This window comes from Sphingomonas sp. DBB INV C78 (assembly GCF_042693015.1).
Classification (GTDB): Bacteria; Pseudomonadota; Alphaproteobacteria; order Sphingomonadales; family Sphingomonadaceae; genus Sphingomonas_E.
On record NZ_CP170544.1, the window covers coordinates 4,796,281 to 4,815,055 of the forward strand.

20 protein-coding genes are annotated in these 18,775 nt (G+C 65.8%); 10 read left to right on the forward strand and 10 right to left on the reverse strand.

All coding sequences use genetic code 11. The features are described 5' to 3' along the window. Nucleotides 1–75 precede the first annotated feature (75 nt). Genes fliP through ACFB49_RS22945 form a run of 3 tightly spaced genes read right to left on the reverse strand, consistent with a single transcriptional unit; the run spans nt 76 to nt 1,350 of the window. Complete coding sequence (gene fliP / locus ACFB49_RS22935; RefSeq protein ID WP_380874075.1) at nt 76–807, reverse strand: flagellar type III secretion system pore protein FliP; 732 nt, start codon at nt 805–807, stop codon at nt 76–78. Continuing rightward, the gene (locus ACFB49_RS22940) at nt 800–1,117 is read right to left on the reverse strand and encodes a flagellar biosynthetic protein FliO (protein ID WP_380874077.1); all 318 of its coding nucleotides are present in this window, start codon (nt 1,115–1,117) and stop codon (nt 800–802) included. Before ACFB49_RS22940 ends, fliP begins: the two co-directional genes overlap by 8 nt. Then, complete coding sequence (locus tag ACFB49_RS22945) at nt 1,117–1,350, reverse strand: FliM/FliN family flagellar motor switch protein (RefSeq protein ID WP_380874078.1); 234 nt, start codon at nt 1,348–1,350, stop codon at nt 1,117–1,119. The genes ACFB49_RS22940 and ACFB49_RS22945 overlap by 1 nt, the downstream gene beginning before the upstream one ends. A gap of 110 nt (nt 1,351–1,460) precedes the next feature. Here ACFB49_RS22945 and flgC point away from each other — a divergent pair, with 110 nt between their 5' ends. From flgC to ACFB49_RS22985, 8 genes are all read left to right on the forward strand, one after another. Further along, on the forward strand, nt 1,461–1,868 hold the full coding sequence (gene flgC, locus ACFB49_RS22950; protein WP_380874080.1) for a flagellar basal body rod protein FlgC: 408 nt from the start codon (nt 1,461–1,463) through the stop codon (nt 1,866–1,868). 11 nt (nt 1,869–1,879) lie between these two features. Further along, on the forward strand, nt 1,880–2,200 hold the full coding sequence (locus ACFB49_RS22955; RefSeq protein ID WP_380874082.1) for a flagellar hook-basal body complex protein FliE: 321 nt from the start codon (nt 1,880–1,882) through the stop codon (nt 2,198–2,200). Nucleotides 2,201–2,206: 6 nt separating this feature from the next. Next, nucleotides 2,207–2,470, forward strand: coding sequence for a flagellar biosynthetic protein FliQ (locus ACFB49_RS22960; RefSeq protein WP_380874084.1), 264 nt, complete (start codon nt 2,207–2,209; stop codon nt 2,468–2,470). A gap of 3 nt (nt 2,471–2,473) precedes the next feature. Then, entirely contained in the window at nt 2,474–3,229 is a 756-nt protein-coding gene (gene fliR, locus ACFB49_RS22965) for a flagellar biosynthetic protein FliR (RefSeq protein WP_380874086.1), read from the forward strand. A gap of 3 nt (nt 3,230–3,232) precedes the next feature. Next, a complete protein-coding gene (gene flhB / locus ACFB49_RS22970; protein ID WP_380874088.1) occupies nt 3,233–4,300 on the forward strand; it encodes a flagellar biosynthesis protein FlhB in 1,068 nt (355 codons plus the stop codon). 62 nt (nt 4,301–4,362) lie between these two features. After that, the gene (locus tag ACFB49_RS22975) at nt 4,363–5,478 is read left to right on the forward strand and encodes a flagellar basal body P-ring protein FlgI (protein WP_380874090.1); all 1,116 of its coding nucleotides are present in this window, start codon (nt 4,363–4,365) and stop codon (nt 5,476–5,478) included. Between the two features lies 1 nt (nt 5,479). Continuing rightward, nucleotides 5,480–5,776, forward strand: a complete 297-nt coding sequence (locus ACFB49_RS22980; RefSeq protein ID WP_380874092.1) for a rod-binding protein — start codon at nt 5,480–5,482, stop codon at nt 5,774–5,776. After that, a complete protein-coding gene (locus ACFB49_RS22985) occupies nt 5,776–6,198 on the forward strand; it encodes a flagellar biosynthesis protein FlgN (RefSeq protein WP_380874094.1) in 423 nt (140 codons plus the stop codon). Before ACFB49_RS22980 ends, ACFB49_RS22985 begins: the two co-directional genes overlap by 1 nt. 191 nt (nt 6,199–6,389) lie before the next feature. On the opposite strand, the gene ACFB49_RS22990 is transcribed toward ACFB49_RS22985, so the two are convergent. The 6 genes from ACFB49_RS22990 to yaaA form a co-directional block, all read right to left on the reverse strand. Further along, on the reverse strand, nt 6,390–7,754 hold the full coding sequence (locus ACFB49_RS22990) for a putative bifunctional diguanylate cyclase/phosphodiesterase (RefSeq protein ID WP_380874095.1): 1,365 nt from the start codon (nt 7,752–7,754) through the stop codon (nt 6,390–6,392). Nucleotides 7,755–7,837: 83 nt separating this feature from the next. Then, the gene (locus ACFB49_RS22995) at nt 7,838–9,061 is read right to left on the reverse strand and encodes a helix-turn-helix domain-containing protein (protein ID WP_380874097.1); all 1,224 of its coding nucleotides are present in this window, start codon (nt 9,059–9,061) and stop codon (nt 7,838–7,840) included. Nucleotides 9,062–9,355: 294 nt separating this feature from the next. Continuing rightward, entirely contained in the window at nt 9,356–10,747 is a 1,392-nt protein-coding gene (locus ACFB49_RS23000; protein WP_380874099.1) for an FAD/NAD(P)-binding protein, read from the reverse strand. 41 nt (nt 10,748–10,788) lie between these two features. Next, nucleotides 10,789–13,500 (reverse strand): DNA gyrase subunit A, encoded by a 2,712-nt coding sequence (gene gyrA / locus ACFB49_RS23005; protein ID WP_380874101.1) that lies wholly within the window; start codon nt 13,498–13,500, stop codon nt 10,789–10,791. Nucleotides 13,501–13,622: 122 nt separating this feature from the next. Next, the gene (locus ACFB49_RS23010; protein WP_380874102.1) at nt 13,623–13,955 is read right to left on the reverse strand and encodes a hypothetical protein; all 333 of its coding nucleotides are present in this window, start codon (nt 13,953–13,955) and stop codon (nt 13,623–13,625) included. A 151-nt stretch (nt 13,956–14,106) separates the two neighbouring features. Further along, a complete protein-coding gene (yaaA, locus tag ACFB49_RS23015; protein ID WP_380874103.1) occupies nt 14,107–14,877 on the reverse strand; it encodes a peroxide stress protein YaaA in 771 nt (256 codons plus the stop codon). A 201-nt stretch (nt 14,878–15,078) separates the two neighbouring features. Between yaaA and ACFB49_RS23020 the strand changes: the two genes are divergently transcribed. Beyond that, nucleotides 15,079–16,320 (forward strand): hypothetical protein, encoded by a 1,242-nt coding sequence (locus tag ACFB49_RS23020; RefSeq protein ID WP_380874105.1) that lies wholly within the window; start codon nt 15,079–15,081, stop codon nt 16,318–16,320. Between the two features lie 62 nt (nt 16,321–16,382). Here ACFB49_RS23020 and ACFB49_RS23025 read toward each other — a convergent pair whose 3' ends face one another. After that, nucleotides 16,383–16,862, reverse strand: a complete 480-nt coding sequence (locus ACFB49_RS23025) for an Lrp/AsnC family transcriptional regulator (RefSeq protein ID WP_380874107.1) — start codon at nt 16,860–16,862, stop codon at nt 16,383–16,385. A 177-nt stretch (nt 16,863–17,039) separates the two neighbouring features. Here ACFB49_RS23025 and ACFB49_RS23030 point away from each other — a divergent pair, with 177 nt between their 5' ends. Continuing rightward, on the forward strand, nt 17,040–18,740 hold the full coding sequence (locus ACFB49_RS23030; RefSeq protein WP_380874109.1) for a sensor histidine kinase: 1,701 nt from the start codon (nt 17,040–17,042) through the stop codon (nt 18,738–18,740). The last annotated feature ends 35 nt before the right edge of the window (nt 18,741–18,775 follow it).

The following is an 18,775-nucleotide window of genomic DNA, read 5'->3' on the forward strand; positions in this document are numbered from 1 at the left end:
ATCGAATAAATGAAGGCGGGCGCGGCACCTGAGTGCTGCGCCCGTTTTTATCTTGGGAATGCGGTCGGGCCGAGATCAACCCGGCCCGCCGAAACTCTTGACCAGTGATCCTGCGATCAGTGCCCAGCCGTCGACCAGCACGAAGAAGATGATCTTCATCGGCAAGGATATGGTGGCGGGCGGCAGCATCATCATGCCCATCGCCATCAGCACCGCCGCGACGGCGAGATCGATGATGAGGAAGGGGAGGAGCAGCAGGAAGCCGATCTCGAACGCGCGGCGCAGTTCGGAGATCATGAAGGCCGGCATCAAGGTCGTCATCGGCAGTTCGGCGCGCGGCGTGGGTTTCTTGCCGGAAAGCTCGACGAACAGGCGGACATCCTCATCGCGGACATGCTTCAGCATAAAGCCGTGAAAGGGTTTCGACGTCCGCTCGAACGCCTGCGCTTCGTTGATCCGACCCTCATTATAGGGCGTCACGCCCTGCTTCCAGGCGGTGTCGAAGGTTGGCCCCATCACGAAGAAGGACAGGAACATCGCGAGGCTGATGATCACCGGATTGGGCGGCACGCCGGGCGCGCCGAGGCCGGTGCGGAGCAGCGAGAGGGCGACGACGATGCGGGTGAAGCTCGTCACCGTCATAAGGATGCCGGGCGCGAGGCTGAGCACCGTCAGCATCAGCACGAGTTGGATGGCGCGGCCCGAGATCGAGCCTTCGCCGAGATTGGCGGTCACGCTCTGCGCCATGGCGACTTCAGGTAGCCCCATCATCAGCGTGATCGCGGCCAGGCCGAGGAGTTTACGCATTGGCCTTGGCCTTCATGTTCACGGGGATGCCGGCCTCGATCATCAGCAGACCTTCGGGGGTGATCATCACGAGATGTTCCTTATTGTCGCGGCGGATCAGCGCGACCGAGCGGCGCGTGTCGATCGCGAGGCGCTCGATCACTTCGACGCGGCGGGGGGCGGCGTTCTGGCCCATCAGGCCGCCGAGGCTGCCCATCAGCGAGCCGGGGAGCTTGAGATCGTAGCGGCGGACCGCCCAGAGCGCGCCCCAGAGGAGGCCGAGCACGATGCCCAGCGACCCCAAAGTGCGCAGCAGCGAGAGGAAGTCCATCAGCGCGACCGCTGCACGACTTCGGTGATCTCCAGCGACATATGCTCGCCGTCGACGAGCACCTTGCCCTTCGCCACCAACTGGTTGTTCACATAGACGAGCGTCGGATCGCTATGCCCGCAATCGAGCGGGATCATCGCGCCGCGGCCCATTTTCAGCACCTGCCGGATGGGCAGGCTCGTCGATCCGAGCACGATCGACATATCGATCGGTATTCCTTCCAGGACGGACATGAGGCGTCTCCTTCAGAGTTTTTATAGGATTAATTTTTGGGAGAACGGCCGGGGTAGGCAAAAAATGCCTATAAGAGAAAAGCCGGCGCCTGAGCCGGCCGGAGGAAAGCATGGATTTGAAGTCATCGATCGGCGTTTCCGCCTCAGGCCTGCGTGCGCAGTCGCTCCGGATGCGCGTCATCGCCGAAAATCTTGCCAACTCGGATTCCGTCGCGCGCACGGCGGGCGGCGATCCCTATCGTCGGCGCGTCGCCACCTTCACCACGGAGGTCGATCGCGCGACGGGCGCGACCAACGTCAAGGTGAAGTCGATCGAAGGGGACAAGACGGCCTTCAGCCGTGTCTATCAGCCAGGCAACCCGGCCGCGGACACCGCCGGCTATGTGCTGCGCCCCAACGTCAACGGCCTGGTCGAAGGCGCCGACATGAAGGCGGCGCAGCGATCCTATGAAGCCAATCTCAACGCCATCGAATCCGCGCGCAACCTGACGATGCGCACCATCGATCTGATCAAATAAGGAAGACCATCATGTCCATTGGAGCCCTTGACGCCGTGGCCGCTTATGGCCGCGCGATGAACACTGCCGCGCCCAAGGCCGGCGCAATGGAAAGTGCCGGCGAGGCGCCCGCATCGGGCGGCTTCGGCGGGATGATCGAACATTTCGTCACCGACGCCGCCACCTCGCTGCGCACCGCCGAGGCCGCCAGCGCCCAGCAGGTTGCCGGCAAGGGCGACCTGATCGACGTCGTCACCGCGATCGGCGCGGCCGAAACCGCGCTCGACACCGTGGTTGCCGTCCGCGATCGGGTGGTGAACGCCTATACCGAAATCATGCGCATGCAGATCTGACGTCCGATGGACTCCTTTCAGGCGATGGAACTGGCGAAGGCCGGGCTGCTGCTGACACTGACGATCGTCGGGCCGATGCTGATCGCCTCGCTGATCGTCGGTGTCGCCATCGGCCTGTTCCAGGCACTGACCCAGATCCAGGAAATGACGCTGACTTTCGTGCCGAAGCTGCTGGTGCTGGGCATCGTCCTCCTGCTTTCCCTGCCGATGATCGGCCAGGCGCTATCCGCGTTTATGGACCGGATCGCGGACATCATCGTCGCCGGCTGATCCATGGCTGACCTCCCCTTCGACGCGACGGCCTTCCTGATCCTGTTCGCGCGGGTCGGGGCGGTGCTGATGCTGCTCCCGGCCTTTTCGGAGGACGCCGTTCCGCCGCGCGTGCGACTGATGCTCGGCCTCGGCTTCACCGCCGGACTGTTCGGGTTGTTGAACGGGCAGGTGACGCCGGTGCTGCAATCGGATCGCGCGCTGCCCGGCATCATCATTGCCGAGGCGATGGTCGGGATCGGCATGGGCATGATCATCCGCATGCTGTTTCACGCCGCTGCGATGGCGGGGTCGATCGTCAGCATGCAGGTGGGCCTGTCTTCCGCGCTGATCGCCGATCCGTCGATGGGGGGACAGTCCCCGCTGCTCGCCCGCTTCGTCAGCGTCGCGGCGGTGGTGACGTGCATGGCGCTGGGTGTGCACCATCTGTGGATCGCGTCGATCGTCCAGTCCTATGCGATCTTCCCGGTCGGCGGGCTGCCGCCGGCGGAGGATTTCGCGCGGCTGGCGATGACGACGGTCGGGCAGTCCATGGGCCTCGCGCTCAGCCTCGCCGCGCCTTTGCTCGTCTATGGCATCCTCTTCAACGTTGCCCTGGGCCTGGCCGCGCGCATGGCGCCGGCGATCCAGGTCTTCTTCATCACCCAGCCGCTCAACATCCTGCTCGGCCTGTCGCTGTTCGCGGTAGTGATCGGCACCATGCTCACCACCTTTGCCCAAGCGATGGCGAGCTTCCTGCAAAATGGTTGGAGCCTCTGAGCCATGGCCGAGACGGACAAGGACCAGAAGACCGAAGAGCCGACCCAGAAGAAGCTCGACGACGCCCGCGCCAAGGGCGACATCTTCACCGCGCCGGAAATGCGGCACGCGGCGATGTTCGTCGCGATGATCGTCGTCGCCGGCGGGCTGGCGGCGTGGACGCTCGCGCGGCTCGGCACGATGTTCGTGCGACTGTGGGGCAATGCCGACGATTTCTCGCTCGAACCCGCGGGCGCGCAGAATCTGATGGGCGGCGTGATGGCGCATTTTGCGGTTTCGCTCGCGCCGATCGCCGGGCTGCTGGTCGGCTGCGCGTTCCTGACCTTGTTCCTGCAGGGACGCCCGTCCTTCAACTGGTCGCGCGTTGGGCTGAAATGGTCGAAGCTGTCGCCGCTCAACGGCGCGAACCGCCTGTTCGGCAAGCGCGCCATCGTCGAGTTCGGCAAGACGCTCGCCAAGTTCGCGGTGATCATCACGGTCGCCATCATCGTCGCCTGGCCCAAGGCGGTGGCGCTCGACCAGCTTATCGGTTCCGGCCCAGGCGCGATCGGGCAGGCGGCGGGCGAGATCGTCTATCGCATGATCAAGACGGTGGCGATCCTCGTCCTCCTGCTCGCCTTGTTCGACTTCATCTATCAGCGCCGTGCTTACATGCAGAAGATGCGGATGAGCCTTCAGGAGCTGAAGGACGAGATCAAGCAGAGCGACGGCGACCCCAAGATCAAGGCGCGCATCCGCCAGATCCGCATGCAGCGCGCGCGGCGGCGGATGATGACGGCGGTGCCGACCGCCAGCGTGATCATCACAAACCCGACCCATTATGCGGTCGCGCTGAAATATGATCATGGCGCGATGGCCGCGCCGGTGGTGGTCGCCAAGGGTGTCGATGCGGTCGCGCTCAAGATCCGCGAGGTGGCGGCCGGCGCCAAGGTGCCGATCGTCGAAAGCCCGCCGCTCGCCCGCGCGCTTTATGCCGCGGTCGAGATCGATCACCCGATCCCGGTCGAGCATTATGCCGCGGTCGCGGAAATTATCGGCTACGTCATGCGGCTCGCCCGGCGGCTGGCATGATCGCCCGCAAAATCCCCGCCTGGTCGCCGTCCCGGCCGCCGCTTCTTCCTATAAGGAATATGATGCGAACCTCTCTGACCTTCGGGGCGCGCGCCCTGCTGCTGGCTTCGGCCGCATTGCTGGCGGCGGCCCCGACTGTGGCCGCGCCGCGGATCAAGGACATCGTCGATATCGAAAATGTCCGCGGCAACCAGCTTGTCGGCTACGGCCTGGTGGTCGGCCTGCCGGGCACCGGCGATCGCATCCGCAACACGCCCTTCACCGAAGAGACGATGCAGGCGATGCTGGAGCGGATGGGCGTCAACATCCGCGGCACCCAGATGCGGACGCAGAATGTCGCGGCCGTATCGGTGACGGCGACGATGCCGCCCTTCGCGCGCTCGGGCTCCAAGATCGACGTGCAGGTGTCCGCGCTGGGCGATGCCACCAGCCTGCAAGGCGGAACCTTGCTGGTCTCCTCGCTCCGCGCGCTCGATGGCGAGATTTACGCCGTGGCGCAGGGGCCGGTGGCGGTGTCCGGCTTCAAGGCGCAAGGCGCGGCCGCGAGCGTCAGCCGGGGTGTTTCCACCTCCGCGCGGATCGCGGGCGGCGCGATCATCGAGCGTGAAGTGCCCTATAATCTGAAGTCGGCGACGAGCCTGAAACTCGCGCTCAAGAACCCCGATTTCACCACGGCGCACCGCATCGCCGAGAGCATCAATAGTGCGCAGCCGGGCGTGGCCGAAGTGCTCGACCCGTCGACCGTCGAGATCGGTGGCCGCGGCTATTCGGGCTCGTTGATCGAACTGGTGGCGCGGATCGAGAATCTGCCCGTCGCGGTCGACCAGCCGGCCAAGATCGTCATCAACGAGGCGGCGGGCACCGTCGTGATGGGCGCGGACGTCCGCATCAGCCCGGTCGCGATCGCGCAGGGCGGGCTCACCATCAGCGTCAGCGAGACGCCGATCGCGTCGCAGCCCGAACCCTTCTCCAAGGGCGGGGAGACGGTGGTGCTGCCACGCACGAGCATCGACGTGGACGACGGCAGCGGCCGATCGCTGGCGGTGCTCGAAGGGGCGTCGCTGCGATCATTGGTGTCGGGCCTGAACGCGCTCGGCGTCAGCCCGCGCGACCTGATCACCATCTTGCAGGCGCTGAAGGGCGCCGGCGCGCTCCAGGCCGAAATCGAGGTGCAATAGGATGAGCGACATTTCATCCGCGACGATGGCCGCGCCGACGGGGCCGCAAATGCCCAAGCCGCGCGCCGACGCCGCGGCCACCGCGCGCGAGTTCGAAGCCGTGTTCATCGGCCAGATGACCAAGCTGATGATGGAGATGGTCGAGACCGGAGACGAATTTTCCGGCGGGCATGGCGAGGAGATGTTCCGCGGCGTGCTGGCCGAGCAGATGGGCAACGAGATCGCGAAGCGCGGCGGCGTCGGCCTCGCACCCGCGGTGCTCGATCAGATCATCAAGATGCAGGGGGGGCGCCGCTAATGGCCAATAATGCGATGGACGTCATGGCGTCACTCACGCTGATCATGAACGAGGAAACCGAGCGGCTGGGCATGCGCGAGCGCGGCCGCGATCTCGCCGAACTCGCGGCTGCCAAGGTGCGGCTGGTCGGCGTGCTCGAAACCGAGCTTGCGCGGCTGGAGCGCGAGCGGCCGGACTGGGCCAAGGCGATGGATGAGGAAGGCCGCGAGCAACTGACCGCGACCTTGCTGGCGCTGGGCGACGCATCCGCCGCCAACGCAGCCATCCTTGAGCGGCAGATCGACCTTTCGATCGAGATGATGGGCGCCGTCGCCAGTGAGGCCCGCCGCCTTGCCAACCGCCGTGCCGCCACCTATTCGGCCGCGGGTGGGCTGACCAACGCCGATCTCGCGGCGCCGATTTCGGTGAACTCGGAATATTGAGGCGAGGCGGAGCTATTTCTCCCCTCCCTGAAAGGGAGGGGATCGAGGGGTGGGTAGCGAGCGGAGCGAGCCCATCCAGCGCGGTGCGGAGCTACGCCGACGGGCATTGAGCCCATCGGCTTCGCAATCCACCCCCAACCCCTCCCTTTCAGGAGGGGAGAATGTCCGCGATTCGGCAACTGGGACGACCCTCAAGCCGTTGCGCGACGCTCGCCATTGGCGGTTTCTGCTTCGGCGATCAGCGCGAGGGTGGCGTGGGCCGGCATCGGGCGCCCGAACAGGAAACCCTGGCCATAAGCGCAACCCAGCCGTGAGAGGCTGTCGGCCTGCTCGATCGTTTCCACGCCCTCGGCGGTGACCGGCATGCCGAGGCCGTGGCCGAGATCGACGATGGCGCGGACGATCTTGTCGCCGGCGAAGCTGTCGAGCGTTTCGATGAAGGAGCGGTCGATCTTGATGCGATCGAACTGCAGTTCGCGCAGATGGTGCAGACTGGAATAGCCGGTGCCGAAATCGTCGAGCGCGACCTTGATGCCGGCATTGCGCAGCGATGCGATCGAGCTCCGCGCGGCGTCGAGATCGTGGACGAGCGCGCTTTCGGTGATCTCGACGATCAGGCGCCCCGGCGCGAGGCCGCCAGCATAGAGGATCTGGAGGATGCGCAGCGGCAGATCGGGGTTCGAGATCTGCAGCGGCGAGACGTTGATCGACAAGGTCAGATGCGCCGGCCAGTCGCGCGCATCGCGGCAGGCCTGACGGAGCAGCGCGAAGCACATCTCGTTGATCTGGTCGAGATCCTCGGCGATCGGGATGAAGACCGAAGGATCGATCAGACCGCGCGTGGGATGGCGCCACCGCGCCAGGCTTTCGAAGCCGACGAGATCGCCCGAGCGCAGCGCGAAGATCGGCTGGAAAAAGGGCAGGAACTGGTCGTTGCGGATCGCACCGCGGAGATCGTCCTCCAGCGCGGCGCGGTCACGCAGGTCGAAATCCATCGTCGGCTCGAACAGGCGGAAGGTGGCGCCGCCCTCCCGCTTTGCGCGACCCATGGCGATGCTCGCGGCGCGGAGCAGATCGTCGGCCGACTGTGCCGCCTCGCCCTGGACTATGCCGATCGATGCGCCCAGTTCGACGCTGCGGCCGGCAAGTTCGATCGGCCGCGCGATATCCTCGACGATGCGCCGCGCGAGCGCGAAGGGCGCGTCGCCGCCGTCGGCATGGCCGATGATGCAGGCGAATTCATCGCCGCCCAGGCGGGCGAGCTGCCCGCCGGCGGCGTGGGCCAGTTGCGCGATCCGGTCGGTCGTGACTGCGAGCACCCTGTCACCCGCGGCGTGGCCGGACACCGCGTTGACCTGGCGGAAGCGATCGAGATTGACGACCAGCATCGAGATCGTGTCGGCGGGTGCGGCTGTCCGGGCCGCGTCGACCGTGGCCGAGAGCAGGCGCCGCTCGACGGGGCGCGCCTGCTCGGCGGGCGACGGGGACAGAATGTTCGCCGCGAGCGTCCGAACCGCGCTTACCCATTTCCATTCCGCAACGCGGGGTTCACGCATGCCGGCGTCCTGACTCATACTATCAGGACCATTATAGGATGGGATGGACGTTCCGGGGGCGGTTCGGCGGAATCAATGCCGGCTTATTCGAAAAGCGCCCCGATCACCGTCGCTACATCGGCCGGATCCACCGCGTCGATCGCGATCTCGCGGTCGGGATGCTGGCTATAGCCGATCATCCGCCCGTCGCGGCCGAAGCTGATCGTCAGCAGGCGGAGCCCATCCGCCTCGCGGACCACGGCAATGCCGCCGGCCGAAGGAAAGCGATCCGGATCGACGATCACGGTCGCGCGGGCGGGCAAGGCGGGGCCCAGCGTCGGACGGCAGACGCGCAGGCCATAAGCCCGCGGGCCGGCGCTGCGTGGTGCCTCGACCGTGTCGCCGGTCGGCGTCCGCGCGATCAGGCCGTCACCGAACGGTGTGCCGAATACGGGCACCAGCCGCACCGTCGCGTTGTCGGCCGCCTGGATGGCGGCGAGCACGGGCGGCAATTCGGTGGTGGGCACAGATGCGGTGTCCGGCACGGTATCGGCGCTGACGATGCGAAGCGGTGGAGGCGTCTTGGTCGTCACCGTCTTCGCGGGCTTGCCGCTCAGCGCGTCTCGGATGGCGGCGACCCGGCCGCGCGTCTTGGCGATGCGCAGATCAGGATGGGCCACGGCATCGACATGGCCGGCAAGCGCACCGTCCTGATGGGCCTTCGCGACATGCTTGCGCAGTGCCGCGACGTCGGCCACGCCGAAGATGCGGCAGATGGACTCGACCGTGGCATCGTTCCAGCGGTCGATCGTCTTGAAGGCATTTTCGAGCCGCGAAAGGATGACTGGCGGAATGCCATGAACGCTTTCGAGCGCGGCGATCGACAGCGCCGGGTCCGCTTCGCGGCGGGCGCGGAGCGCGGCGGCGAGCAGCACGGCGAAGCGATCTTCCGCCGCGTCATAGTCAGCGGGGTCCTGCATGTCGGCAGCCCATGCGGCGATGTCGAAGTCCGGATCGTCGATATCGACAAGTAATTGCTGCGGGTTGCAGCGCAACGCCTTGGCGATGACCGCCAATTCCTCGGGCTTGGCGAACACTTCACCGCGTTCGATCTTGGACAGGCGGATATATGGGATATCCGGGATCGTCTGGGCGAGCCCCAGCAATTTCGGATAACCGCACCGCTTGCGATGATCCCGAATAGTGTTGGGAAAAACGGTCGCACGATGGCGGTCGATCAGGATATCCTGCGACGCGGCGATCCTGCTCCTTAATTTGCCGACGTTGCGGCGGGCGCCATTTTCGGCTGCCGATGAGCCGCGCTTCATGGCGATCGCCGCCAATGCGCTATTTTGGCTACCATATTAACTGCTGTCCCCAAGCTGTCAGCGGCGATATGGACCCGCTTTCGCGGCATAGTCAATAATATGGGATTAACGATAACATTTACATACATTAATTAGGGCAAATAATCCCGTTTCGTGGCTGCCATAAGTGGGGTGGACGCTGCCGTCCGACCCGCAAGGTAAAGCCTCATTAAGCTCCTGGATTTCGGACAGCTTTTCTTCGAGGCTTTACCTGTGGACGGGCCGTGGAAACTTGTTCTGACAGCGATGTCAGCCTTAAAGTCCCTCGCCGCCGACCCAATGGGCATTGGATAGTCGGCGCGCGACCGACCAGGTCTGAACGCGGATATCCGGCACCGCGACGATTTCCCAGAATGCACCGCGTGTCATCGGCCCCAGCGCCAGCAGACGCGGATTGGCGTTGCCGGTGGCGTCGATCACCTCTGCCTGCTGGTTGACCTGGATGCCAAGCCGCAGCGGATCAGGCTGGATCAGGCCGCGATCGATCAGCGCGCGGAGCAGAGGTTCGGCGGTGCGGTTGAGATCACCTTGCGGGCCGCTGCAATTGACGATCCGCCGGGTTGCGACCTCGACCAGATCGTCCCTGCCGCGGGCGCGCCAGGCGACGCGCGTGGTGCGGCCATTGGCGCTCACAGAGGCGAGCTTTCCGGCCACCACCTCCAGCCGCCCGCTCGCCTGCAACGCGGCGACCCGTGCTGCGACCTGCGGGGCGAGGCGGTGGCGATGCACATCCCACCATGGCCGCAGATGGCGGAGGAAGCGGCCACGATCCTCGGGGGCGGCGGCGAGCCACATGTCCTGAGTGTAGGGGCGCAGCTCATCCACCGCCGCGCGCCAGCCGATCGCCTCGGCGCGATCGCGCACGAAGCCTAGCAGCTCGGTGGCGCACAGGCTCGGCCGCTCGCTTAGGCGCGGTGTGGGGGAGGGCGGGATCGGGGCATGGGCGCGCGGCAGCAGGCCGCGCCGCGACAAGGCGATGATCCGTCCGCGAAAGCCCCGCGCATCGAGCAGCAGCGCGACATCGACCATGGTGAGGCCGCTGCCGATCACCAGCACGACATCATCGTCGGCCAACCCCTCGGCAATGTCGCCCGCCCAGGGATCGGGGGCATAAAGATCAGGATCGAGCGCCGCGGCGGCAAGCTCGGGCGGTTGGTGCGGCGGCAGATTGCCGGGGGCGAGGATCACCGCATCGGCGGCGATCTGGCTTCCATCCGCCAGTTGCACGGTCGCGCCGTCGGGCGAGAAGGCGACATCCACCGCTTCGCCGGAGCGGATCGCCAGCCGCTGCGGCGCGGATCGGGCGGCGTTGCCGAGCAGTTCGCCGAGATAGTCGCCATAGACGATGCGCGGCGCGAAACCGTCGGCATGTTCGGGATGGGTGGCGGCCAGCCAGCGCGCGAAATGGCCGGGATCGTCGGGCAGCGCGCTCATGTTCGCGGCGCGGACGTTCAGCAGATGATCGGGATGCGCCGCCGAATAAGCGACACCCCGCGCGAGATGGCCGCGCCGTTCGATCAGCGTGGCCGAAGGGCCTTCATGCCGCAGCAGGTTGATCGCCTGCAACGCACCCGAAAAGCCCGCGCCGATGATCGCGACATGGCGGACGGGGCGCTGGCCGTTCGGGTTCATGGCAGCCCGTTCCATGCGGGCTGCCATGGGTTCAAGCCGTCACGGCCAGTCACCGATCAATCCTGCGACGGGGCCTCGCCGGCCTCGGGCGCTTCGGCATCGCCTTCGCCTTCGGCCTGATCCTCGTCGCTTTCCGCGATCTTCGCGGCCGAGACGACATGTTCGTCATCGGCGACGTTGAACAGGCGGACGCCGGCGCTGTTGCGGCCGATGACGCGGAGCGAATCGAGGCCCATGCGGATCATCTTCGCCTGATCGGTGACGAGCATGAGCTGTTCGCCATGATGCGCCGGGAAGCTGGCGACAACGGGGCCGTTGCGGGCGATATTGTCGATATTGCCGATGCCCTGGCCGCCGCGGCCGGTGCGGCGATATTCATAGGCCGAGCTCACCTTGCCATAGCCGTTGGCGCAGACCGTGAGGATGAATTCCTCCGCGTCCACGAACTGCGCCATGCGGGCGGCGTCGAGCGTCGACTCGTTCTCATTCTCCTTCCAAGGGGCAGCGCGCAGATAGGCGTCGCGCTCCTCGGTGGTGGCCTCGAAGCCGCGGAGGATCGAGAGCGAGATCACCTCGTCGCTGTCCTTCAGGGTCATGCCGCGCACACCGGTCGAGGTGCGGCTCTGGAACTCGCGCACGTCGGTCGCGGCAAAGCGGATCGCCTTGCCCTGGCGGGTGGCGAGCAGCACGTCATCTTCCTCGGTCAGCAAGGCGACGCCGATCAGGCGGTCCTCGCTCTCCTCGTCGAAGCGCATCGCGATCTTGCCGTTCGACGGCACGTTGGTGAACGCGTCCATCGAATTGCGCCGTACCGTGCCCTTGGCGGTCGCGAACATCACATGCAGCTTGCCCCACTCCGCCTCATCCTCGGGGAGCGGCAGGACGGTGGTGATGACTTCGCCTGCCGCCAGCGGCAGCAGGTTGATCATCGGCCGGCCGCGGGCCTGCGGCGCGCCTTCGGGCAGACGCCACACCTTCTTGCGATAGACCTTGCCGTGGTTGGAGAAGAACAAAACCGGCGTGTGCGTCGAGGTGACGAACAGTTCGCCGACGGCATCCTCTTCCTTGGTGCCCATGCCCGAACGGCCCTTGCCGCCGCGGCGTTGCGCACGGAACGCCTCAAGCGGGGTGCGCTTGATGTAGCCGCCGAGCGTGACGGTGACGACCATCTCCTCGCGCTCGATCAGATCCTCGTCGTCGATATCGTCGCCGGCGGGCGCGATCGTTGACTTGCGCGGGGTCGCGAACTCGGCGGCGATCAGGTCGAGCTCGCCTTCGAGCACCTCGTAGAGCCGCGCGCGGTTGCCGAGGATTTCCAGGAGCTCGCCGATCGAGGTGGCAAGCTTGGCCAACTCGTCACCGATCTCGTCGCGGCCGAGCGCGGTCAGGCGGTGGAGGCGAAGGTCGAGGATCGCGCGGACCTGTGCGTCGCTGAGCTGGTAGCTGTCGCCTTCCACCTCATGTTCGACGGCTTCGACCAGCCGGATATAGGAAGCGATCTCGGCAACCGGCCATTCGCGCGCGAGCAAGGATGCGCGGGCCTGCGCCGGGCTGGACGAAGCGCGGATGATGCGGACCACCTCGTCGAGATTGGTCACCGCGATAACGAGGCCGAGCAAGATGTGCGCCCGCTCGCGCGCCTTGAACAGCTCGAACTTCGAGCGGCGGGTGATGACCTCTTCGCGGAACTTGACGAACGCCTCGATGATGTCGCGCAGCGAGAGCACTTCCGGGCGGCCGCCGCGGATCGCGAGCATGTTCGCCGGGAAGCTGGTCTGCGCGCTGGTGTGGCGCCACAACTGGTTGAGCACCACATCCGGCGTCGCATCGCGCTTGAGATCGATGACGATGCGGACGCCGAGCCGGTTGGATTCGTCGCGGATGTCCGAAACGCCTTCGATCCGCTTGTCCTTGGCGGCCTCGGCAATGCCCTCGACGAGCGCGTTCTTGCCCGTCTGGTAGGGAATTTCGGTCAGCACGATCGAACGCTTGTCGCCGCGGCCCTCCTCGACCACATGGCGCGAACGCATGATGATCGAGCCCTTGCCGTTCAGATAGGCATTACGGGCGCCGCCCTTGCCGAGGATCAACGCGCCGGTCGGGAAATCCGGGCCGGGGATGATCTCATGCAGTTCTTCAGACGTGATGCCGCCATTGGCGATATAGGCTTTGCAGGCCGCGATCACCTCGCCCAGATTGTGCGGCGGGATGTTGGTGGCCATGCCGACGGCGATGCCGCCCGATCCGTTGACCAGCAGGTTCGGGAAGCGCGCCGGCAGCACCAGCGGCTCCTGCAGCGAACCGTCATAATTGGGGCCGAAATCGACCGTATCCTTGTCGATGTCCTGCAGCAGCGCCATCGCGGGCTTGGCAAGCCGTGCCTCGGTGTAGCGCATCGACGCCGGCATATCGGGGTCCATCGACCCGAAATTGCCCTGGCCGTCGACCAGCGGCACGCGCATCGACCAATCCTGCGCCATGCGCGCGAGCGCCATGTAGATCGGGGCGTCACCGTGCGGGTGATAATTACCCATCACGTCGCCGACGATCTTGGCCGACTTGCGATACGGCCGGCCGGGGACGAAGCCACCTTCCTGGCTGGCATAGAGGATGCGCCGGTGCACCGGTTTCAGCCCGTCGCGCACGTCGGGCAGCGCGCGGCTGACGATCACCGACATGGCATAGTCGAGATAGCTCGACTTCATCTCGTCGATGATCGAGACGGGGGAAATGTCGCTGTTTTCGGTGGACGGCGGGACGCTGGCCAAGATGAAATCCGTGTGTCGTGAAAAGGCAATTGCGCGCGCGGGGGCGCGACCTCATGCCCCTAGCCCAAGCGCCGCCTCCGCGCCAGCCCAGGCGGCGATTCCGGCATGAAATATCGGTCTTGTTACACCGCCGACGCGATACGCTTGCGCCCGTCGGGCCGGCGCATGCGATAGGCCACGAGAATCAGGGCGCCAACCAGCGGGACCCAACCGGCGCGAGAGGGCTGGGCAGGGGAGCCGTTCTCGGCAAGCAACTGCTGAGCGGGATTGCTCGGATCAGAACTGGCGCCGGCCTCCTCAAGTTGGTTTGAGGATGGCGCGACGTCATTGGATGTCGGGACAGGGACATCGCTCTCCACCTTCACGAATAATGCCGCGTCAGCAGAAGACGCGCCGCCGACCATCAGGACGGCAGCCGCACAAATTCCTGCCAGGCCGCTGCGAAGTCGCGCCACGGTAGTGCTCCCTTTGGCACTTCATCTTGGTTGCAATGCACCATTTTTATAGCGGTCAGCAATTGCGATTCTGCTAACTATCGATTCGCTACCGTTTTTATCGTTGCTCTGGTTGCTGGGTTAAGTGTTGCGATGCGGCCGGATCGATGGATCAGGCGATTACTTCCCCGCGGACGAACAGCCAGCGATCGTCTTCCGAACCCGCCGTGTCGAACGCATAACCGTCGCTGTCGAAAGCTTTCAGATGCTCCGGTCGAGCGATGCGGTGTTCGCACATCCAGCGGGCCATCATGCCGCGCGCGCGCTTTGCGGCGAAGCTGTTGAATCGCAGGCCGTTGGGGCCATGCTCCTTGAAATCGATCGTGATGATTCGCGCGTCTACCGGCGGATGCTGGGCGACCACGCCCCAATATTCCTGGCTGGCGAGGTTGATCAGGACGTCGGTATCGGCCGCCGCCAGATCGTCGGCGATGGCCACGCTTACGCGGTCGCCCCACCAGCCGTAGAGATTCTTCGCCCGTCCCGGCGCCCAGCGCGTGCCCATTTCCAGCCGATAGGGCCGGATCAGATCCAGCGGGCGAAGCAGGCCATAGAGGCCGGAAAGGATGCGGACATGATCCTGAGCGAAGGCGATCGCCGCGTCGTCCAAGCTCCGCGCCTCGAAGCCGATATAGACGTCGCCATTGAAGGCATAGAGTGCCGGCCGTTCCTCGGCAGCGGCGAAACCGCGGAACCGATCGGCGTTCAACGTCGCCAACTTATCTGAAATATGCATCAGTTCGCCGAGTTTGCGGGCGCTTAGCTTGGCGGCGGCAGTGGCCAGCACATCCGCCTCCCCCGCGAAGCGGGCGGCGGTGGTGGCGAAGGGAGGGACGGGCCGCTGGTAATCGAGCGACTTGGCGGGAGACAATAAGGCGAGCATCGTCTGCGCCTATCGCAGAGCCGCGCCGGGCAAAAGAGGAAACCGTGGGCGCGGTCGCGTGCTGTTTCTGGTTAAAGCGCGGTTCACCGGCATTCCATCATAGCCGCCGGCGACGGTGGCGAAATCTTGTGCGGCGTGCGGTGGCAGGGTAGTCAGGCGCGCGAAAGGGACGTCCCCCGGTCCCAGAGGAGGCTTGAAGACATGAAGATGGTTTCGACGATCACGCTGGGCCTTGCGCTCGCGGTGTCCAGCGTGGCGGTGGTCGGCGTCCAGCCCGTGCTGGCCGCGAAGGAAAAGAAGGCGCCCAAGGCGGAACTGACCCCGGCCGTGCGCGAAGCGCTGGCGGCGGCGCAGGCTGCGATGGCCAAGGAGCCCAAGGATGTCGCCACGGCGGCGCCCAAGGCGGCCGAGGCCCGCGCCGGTGCGGTGACCCCTGACGACAAATTCTATGCGGGTTCGATCTCCTACGACATCGCCCGCCAGACCAGTGACAAGAAGCTGCAGGCCGAGGCGCTCGATCTGATGCTCGCCAGCGGCAAGGTGCCCGAAGCCAACGCCGGCAACTTCTGGAAGGTGCGCGGCCTGCTCGCTTATGACGGCAAGGATTACACCAAGGCGGATCAGGCGTTCACCCAGGCAATCCAGTCGGGCGAAAAGTCGAACGACGTCTACGCGCTTTCGGCCGACACCAAGGACCGGCTGGGCAAGCCGGCGGAAGCGTTGACCCTGCTCGACCAGGCGATCACCGGCGCCGAAGCATCCGGCACGCCGCTGCCGAGCGACTATTATGGCCGCGGCATCGCCATCGGCTACAAGGCAAAGCTCGGCCCGCAGGTGGAGCGCATCAGCCAGGCCTGGCTGAAGGCCTACCCGACCCAGGATAATTGGCGCGACTCGCTGATCACCTATCGTGATCTCAACAAGATCGACGCCGATTATGAACTCGATCTGATGCGCCTGATGCGGACGGCCAAGGCGATGAAGGGCGAGGCCGATTATTACAGCTATGCTGAGCAGATCTACATCAAGTATCCGGGCGAGGCTAAGGCCGTCATCGACGAGGGTGTCGCGGCCGGCATGCTGAAGCTGACGCCGGGCGGCAACGTCAAGGCGTTCAGCGATCAGGCAAATTCGCGCATCGCGGCCGACAAGGCCGATCTGCCGGCGGCGGCGGCCTCGGCCGCCAAGGCGGCGAACGGCGTTGCGGCCCGCGCGACCGCCGACTCTTATCTCGGCTATGGCGACTATGCCAAGGCGGCTGAGCTCTACAAGCTCGCGCTGCAGAAGGGCGGCGTCGACGCCAATGTCGTGAACACCCGTCTGGGCATGGCGCTGGCCCGCTCGGGCCAGAAGGACGAGGCCAAGCAGGTCTTCTCGTCCATCACCGGCCCGCGCCAGGCGCTTGCCAAATATTGGATCATCTGGATCGACCAGCAGGGCTGATCCGGAACTATCCGTTAGAAGGGGCGGTCGGGCTTCGGTCCGGCCGCCTTTTCTTTTGTCTCTCAGTCGGCGTCCACCGGAATGCCGGGATCGTCCTTCGAGGTGCGGATCGTCAGCGAGGTCTTGACGCTGGCGACATTGGGCGCCGGGGTCAGCTTCGAGGTCAGGAAGCTCTGGAAGGCCTGCAGGTCGTGCGCGACGATCTTCAGGATGAAATCGATCTCGCCATTGAGCATGTGGCATTCGCGCACTTCGGGCAGAGCCGCGACATGCTCCTCGAACGCGCGCAACTCGTCCTCGGCCTGGCTTTTCAGGCTGACGAGCGCGAACACCATGATGCCATAGCCCAATGCCGGCGCGTTCAGCCTGGCGTGGTAGCTCTCGATCACCCCCGCCTGCTCCAACGCGCGGACTCGGCGCAGGCAGGGCGGCGCGGTCAGCCCGGCCTGGCGCGCCAGGTCGACATTGGTGATCCGTCCCTCGCTCTGCAACGCCGACAGAATAGTTCTGTCGATAGAATCGAGGGGAAACCTCGCAGCCACGGCATTTCCTTCCATCTAAGTTGTCGCGAACATAAGAATATTTCGCGTTTGTGCAATTGTCCCACTATGCGACGTCCCATAAAAGCGTCTTTTCCCCTGCCGCCCATGGGGCTAACGAGGTTCAAACAACGGGGCATGGCGACCTATCCGGCCGCCTCATAAAACGGACTGATTTGGGTGCGCTTCGACGACAAGCTTGCGACAGTGCTTGCACGGCCTTTGGCCGACGAAGGCGCGCGCACCGCTGCCTGGCGGCAGATCGTCGACATATTGGCGCAGGATCGCGATGGCGCGGTTCGCGGGCGGCGCGCGCGCGAAGCCTTTGCCATGCTGCGCAGCATCCGTGGCGACGTGCCAGCCGCGGTGCGGGCCGAAAGCGTGCGCATCATCGCCGGCCGGCGGGTGCCGGCGAAGCTGGTCGCTCTGGTGGCCGAGGATACGCCGGCGATCGCCGCGCCGCTGATTTCTTCGGTGGAACTCCGCAAGGAAGAATGGCTGGAACTGCTGCCCAAGCTGGCGCCCGCCGCCCGCGCCTTGCTGCGCCATCGCCGCGATCTGCCGTCATCCGTGCAGTCCGCGCTCGACAGCTTCGGCACCAGCGACTTCGTGATCGGCACGCGGGTTGCGGCGGATATGGCGCCGGTTGCCGCCAACGAAGCGATCGGTTCCGTCGAATCGCCCGTCAGCCAGGCTTTCGAGGAGACACCGGTTTCGCAAGCCGCCGATGGCGACATGCAGATCCGTGACCTGCTCGATCGCATCGCGGCCTATCGCGATCGGGCCGATCCGCGAACGCCTGAGCCGCGGACCGCCGCCGATGCCGAGGATCGCATTGCCGATTTCCGCTTCGAAACCGGTCCGGATGGCATGATCCGCTGGGTCGATGGTGCGCCGCGCGGGCCGCTGGTCGGCATCGTCATCGCCGTGGCGGCGGAACAATATGGTCATGGCGTGGACGGCCATGCGGCAGGCGCGTTCCGCCGCCGTGCCTCGTTCCGCGACGCGCGGCTCAGCGTGCCGGGCGATGGGGAAGCATCAGGCGAGTGGCGGATTTCCGCCGTGCCCTTCTTCGATCACCATGACGGCCGCTTTACCGGCTATCGCGGCACCGCCCGCCGTCCGCGTGCGGATGAGATCGCCGCCCAGCCGGCAATGGCGGCCGGCCTCTATGGTTCGGGCCTCGCACCGGATGCACTGCGCCAGCTGGTCCACGAATTGCGGACCCCCCTGAACGCCATCGTCGGCTTTGCCGAGATGATCGAGCGGCAGATGTTGGGGCCCGCCGGCTTCGATTATCGCGATCGCGCGGCGGACATCCTCGATCAGGGGCATCGCCTCCTGGCGGCCGTCGACGATCTCGACATGGCGGCGCGCCTCGAATCGCGCCGCGTGCGGAGCGCCGCTACCGCCGTCGACGCGGCGATGCTGATCGAGCGGCTGCATGACGATTATGAAGCTGCCGCCAGTCCGCGCGGCGTGAAACTCGCTTTCCGCGTCGCGCAGGGCCTGCCCTCGGTCGATGCCGATCCGGTCGCAGTCGAACGGATGTTCGCGCGGCTGCTGGCCGCAACGATCGGCCTCGCCGAACGTGGCGAGACGATCTTCGCCACGCTCAGAAGCGATGGCGGCCAGGTGCGCCTCTCGGTATCGCGTCCGCGCCTGCTGGAGGCCCGCGACGAACGAGCGCTGCTCGATCCTGGCTACAGTCCCGACGGCGACTGGCCCGACGCGCCGGTACTCGGCCTCGGCTTCGCGCTCCGGCTGATCCGCAATCTCGCTGTGGCGGCACGGGGCGGGCTCGACATCGGCACGGACAGCTTCGAGCTGCGCCTTCCGGCCCGCGACGAAGCGGCACAGGCTGGCAAGGAAAAGGCCTGAACCTCCCGCTATTCTCGCGCTTGCCAGTCGCCGTC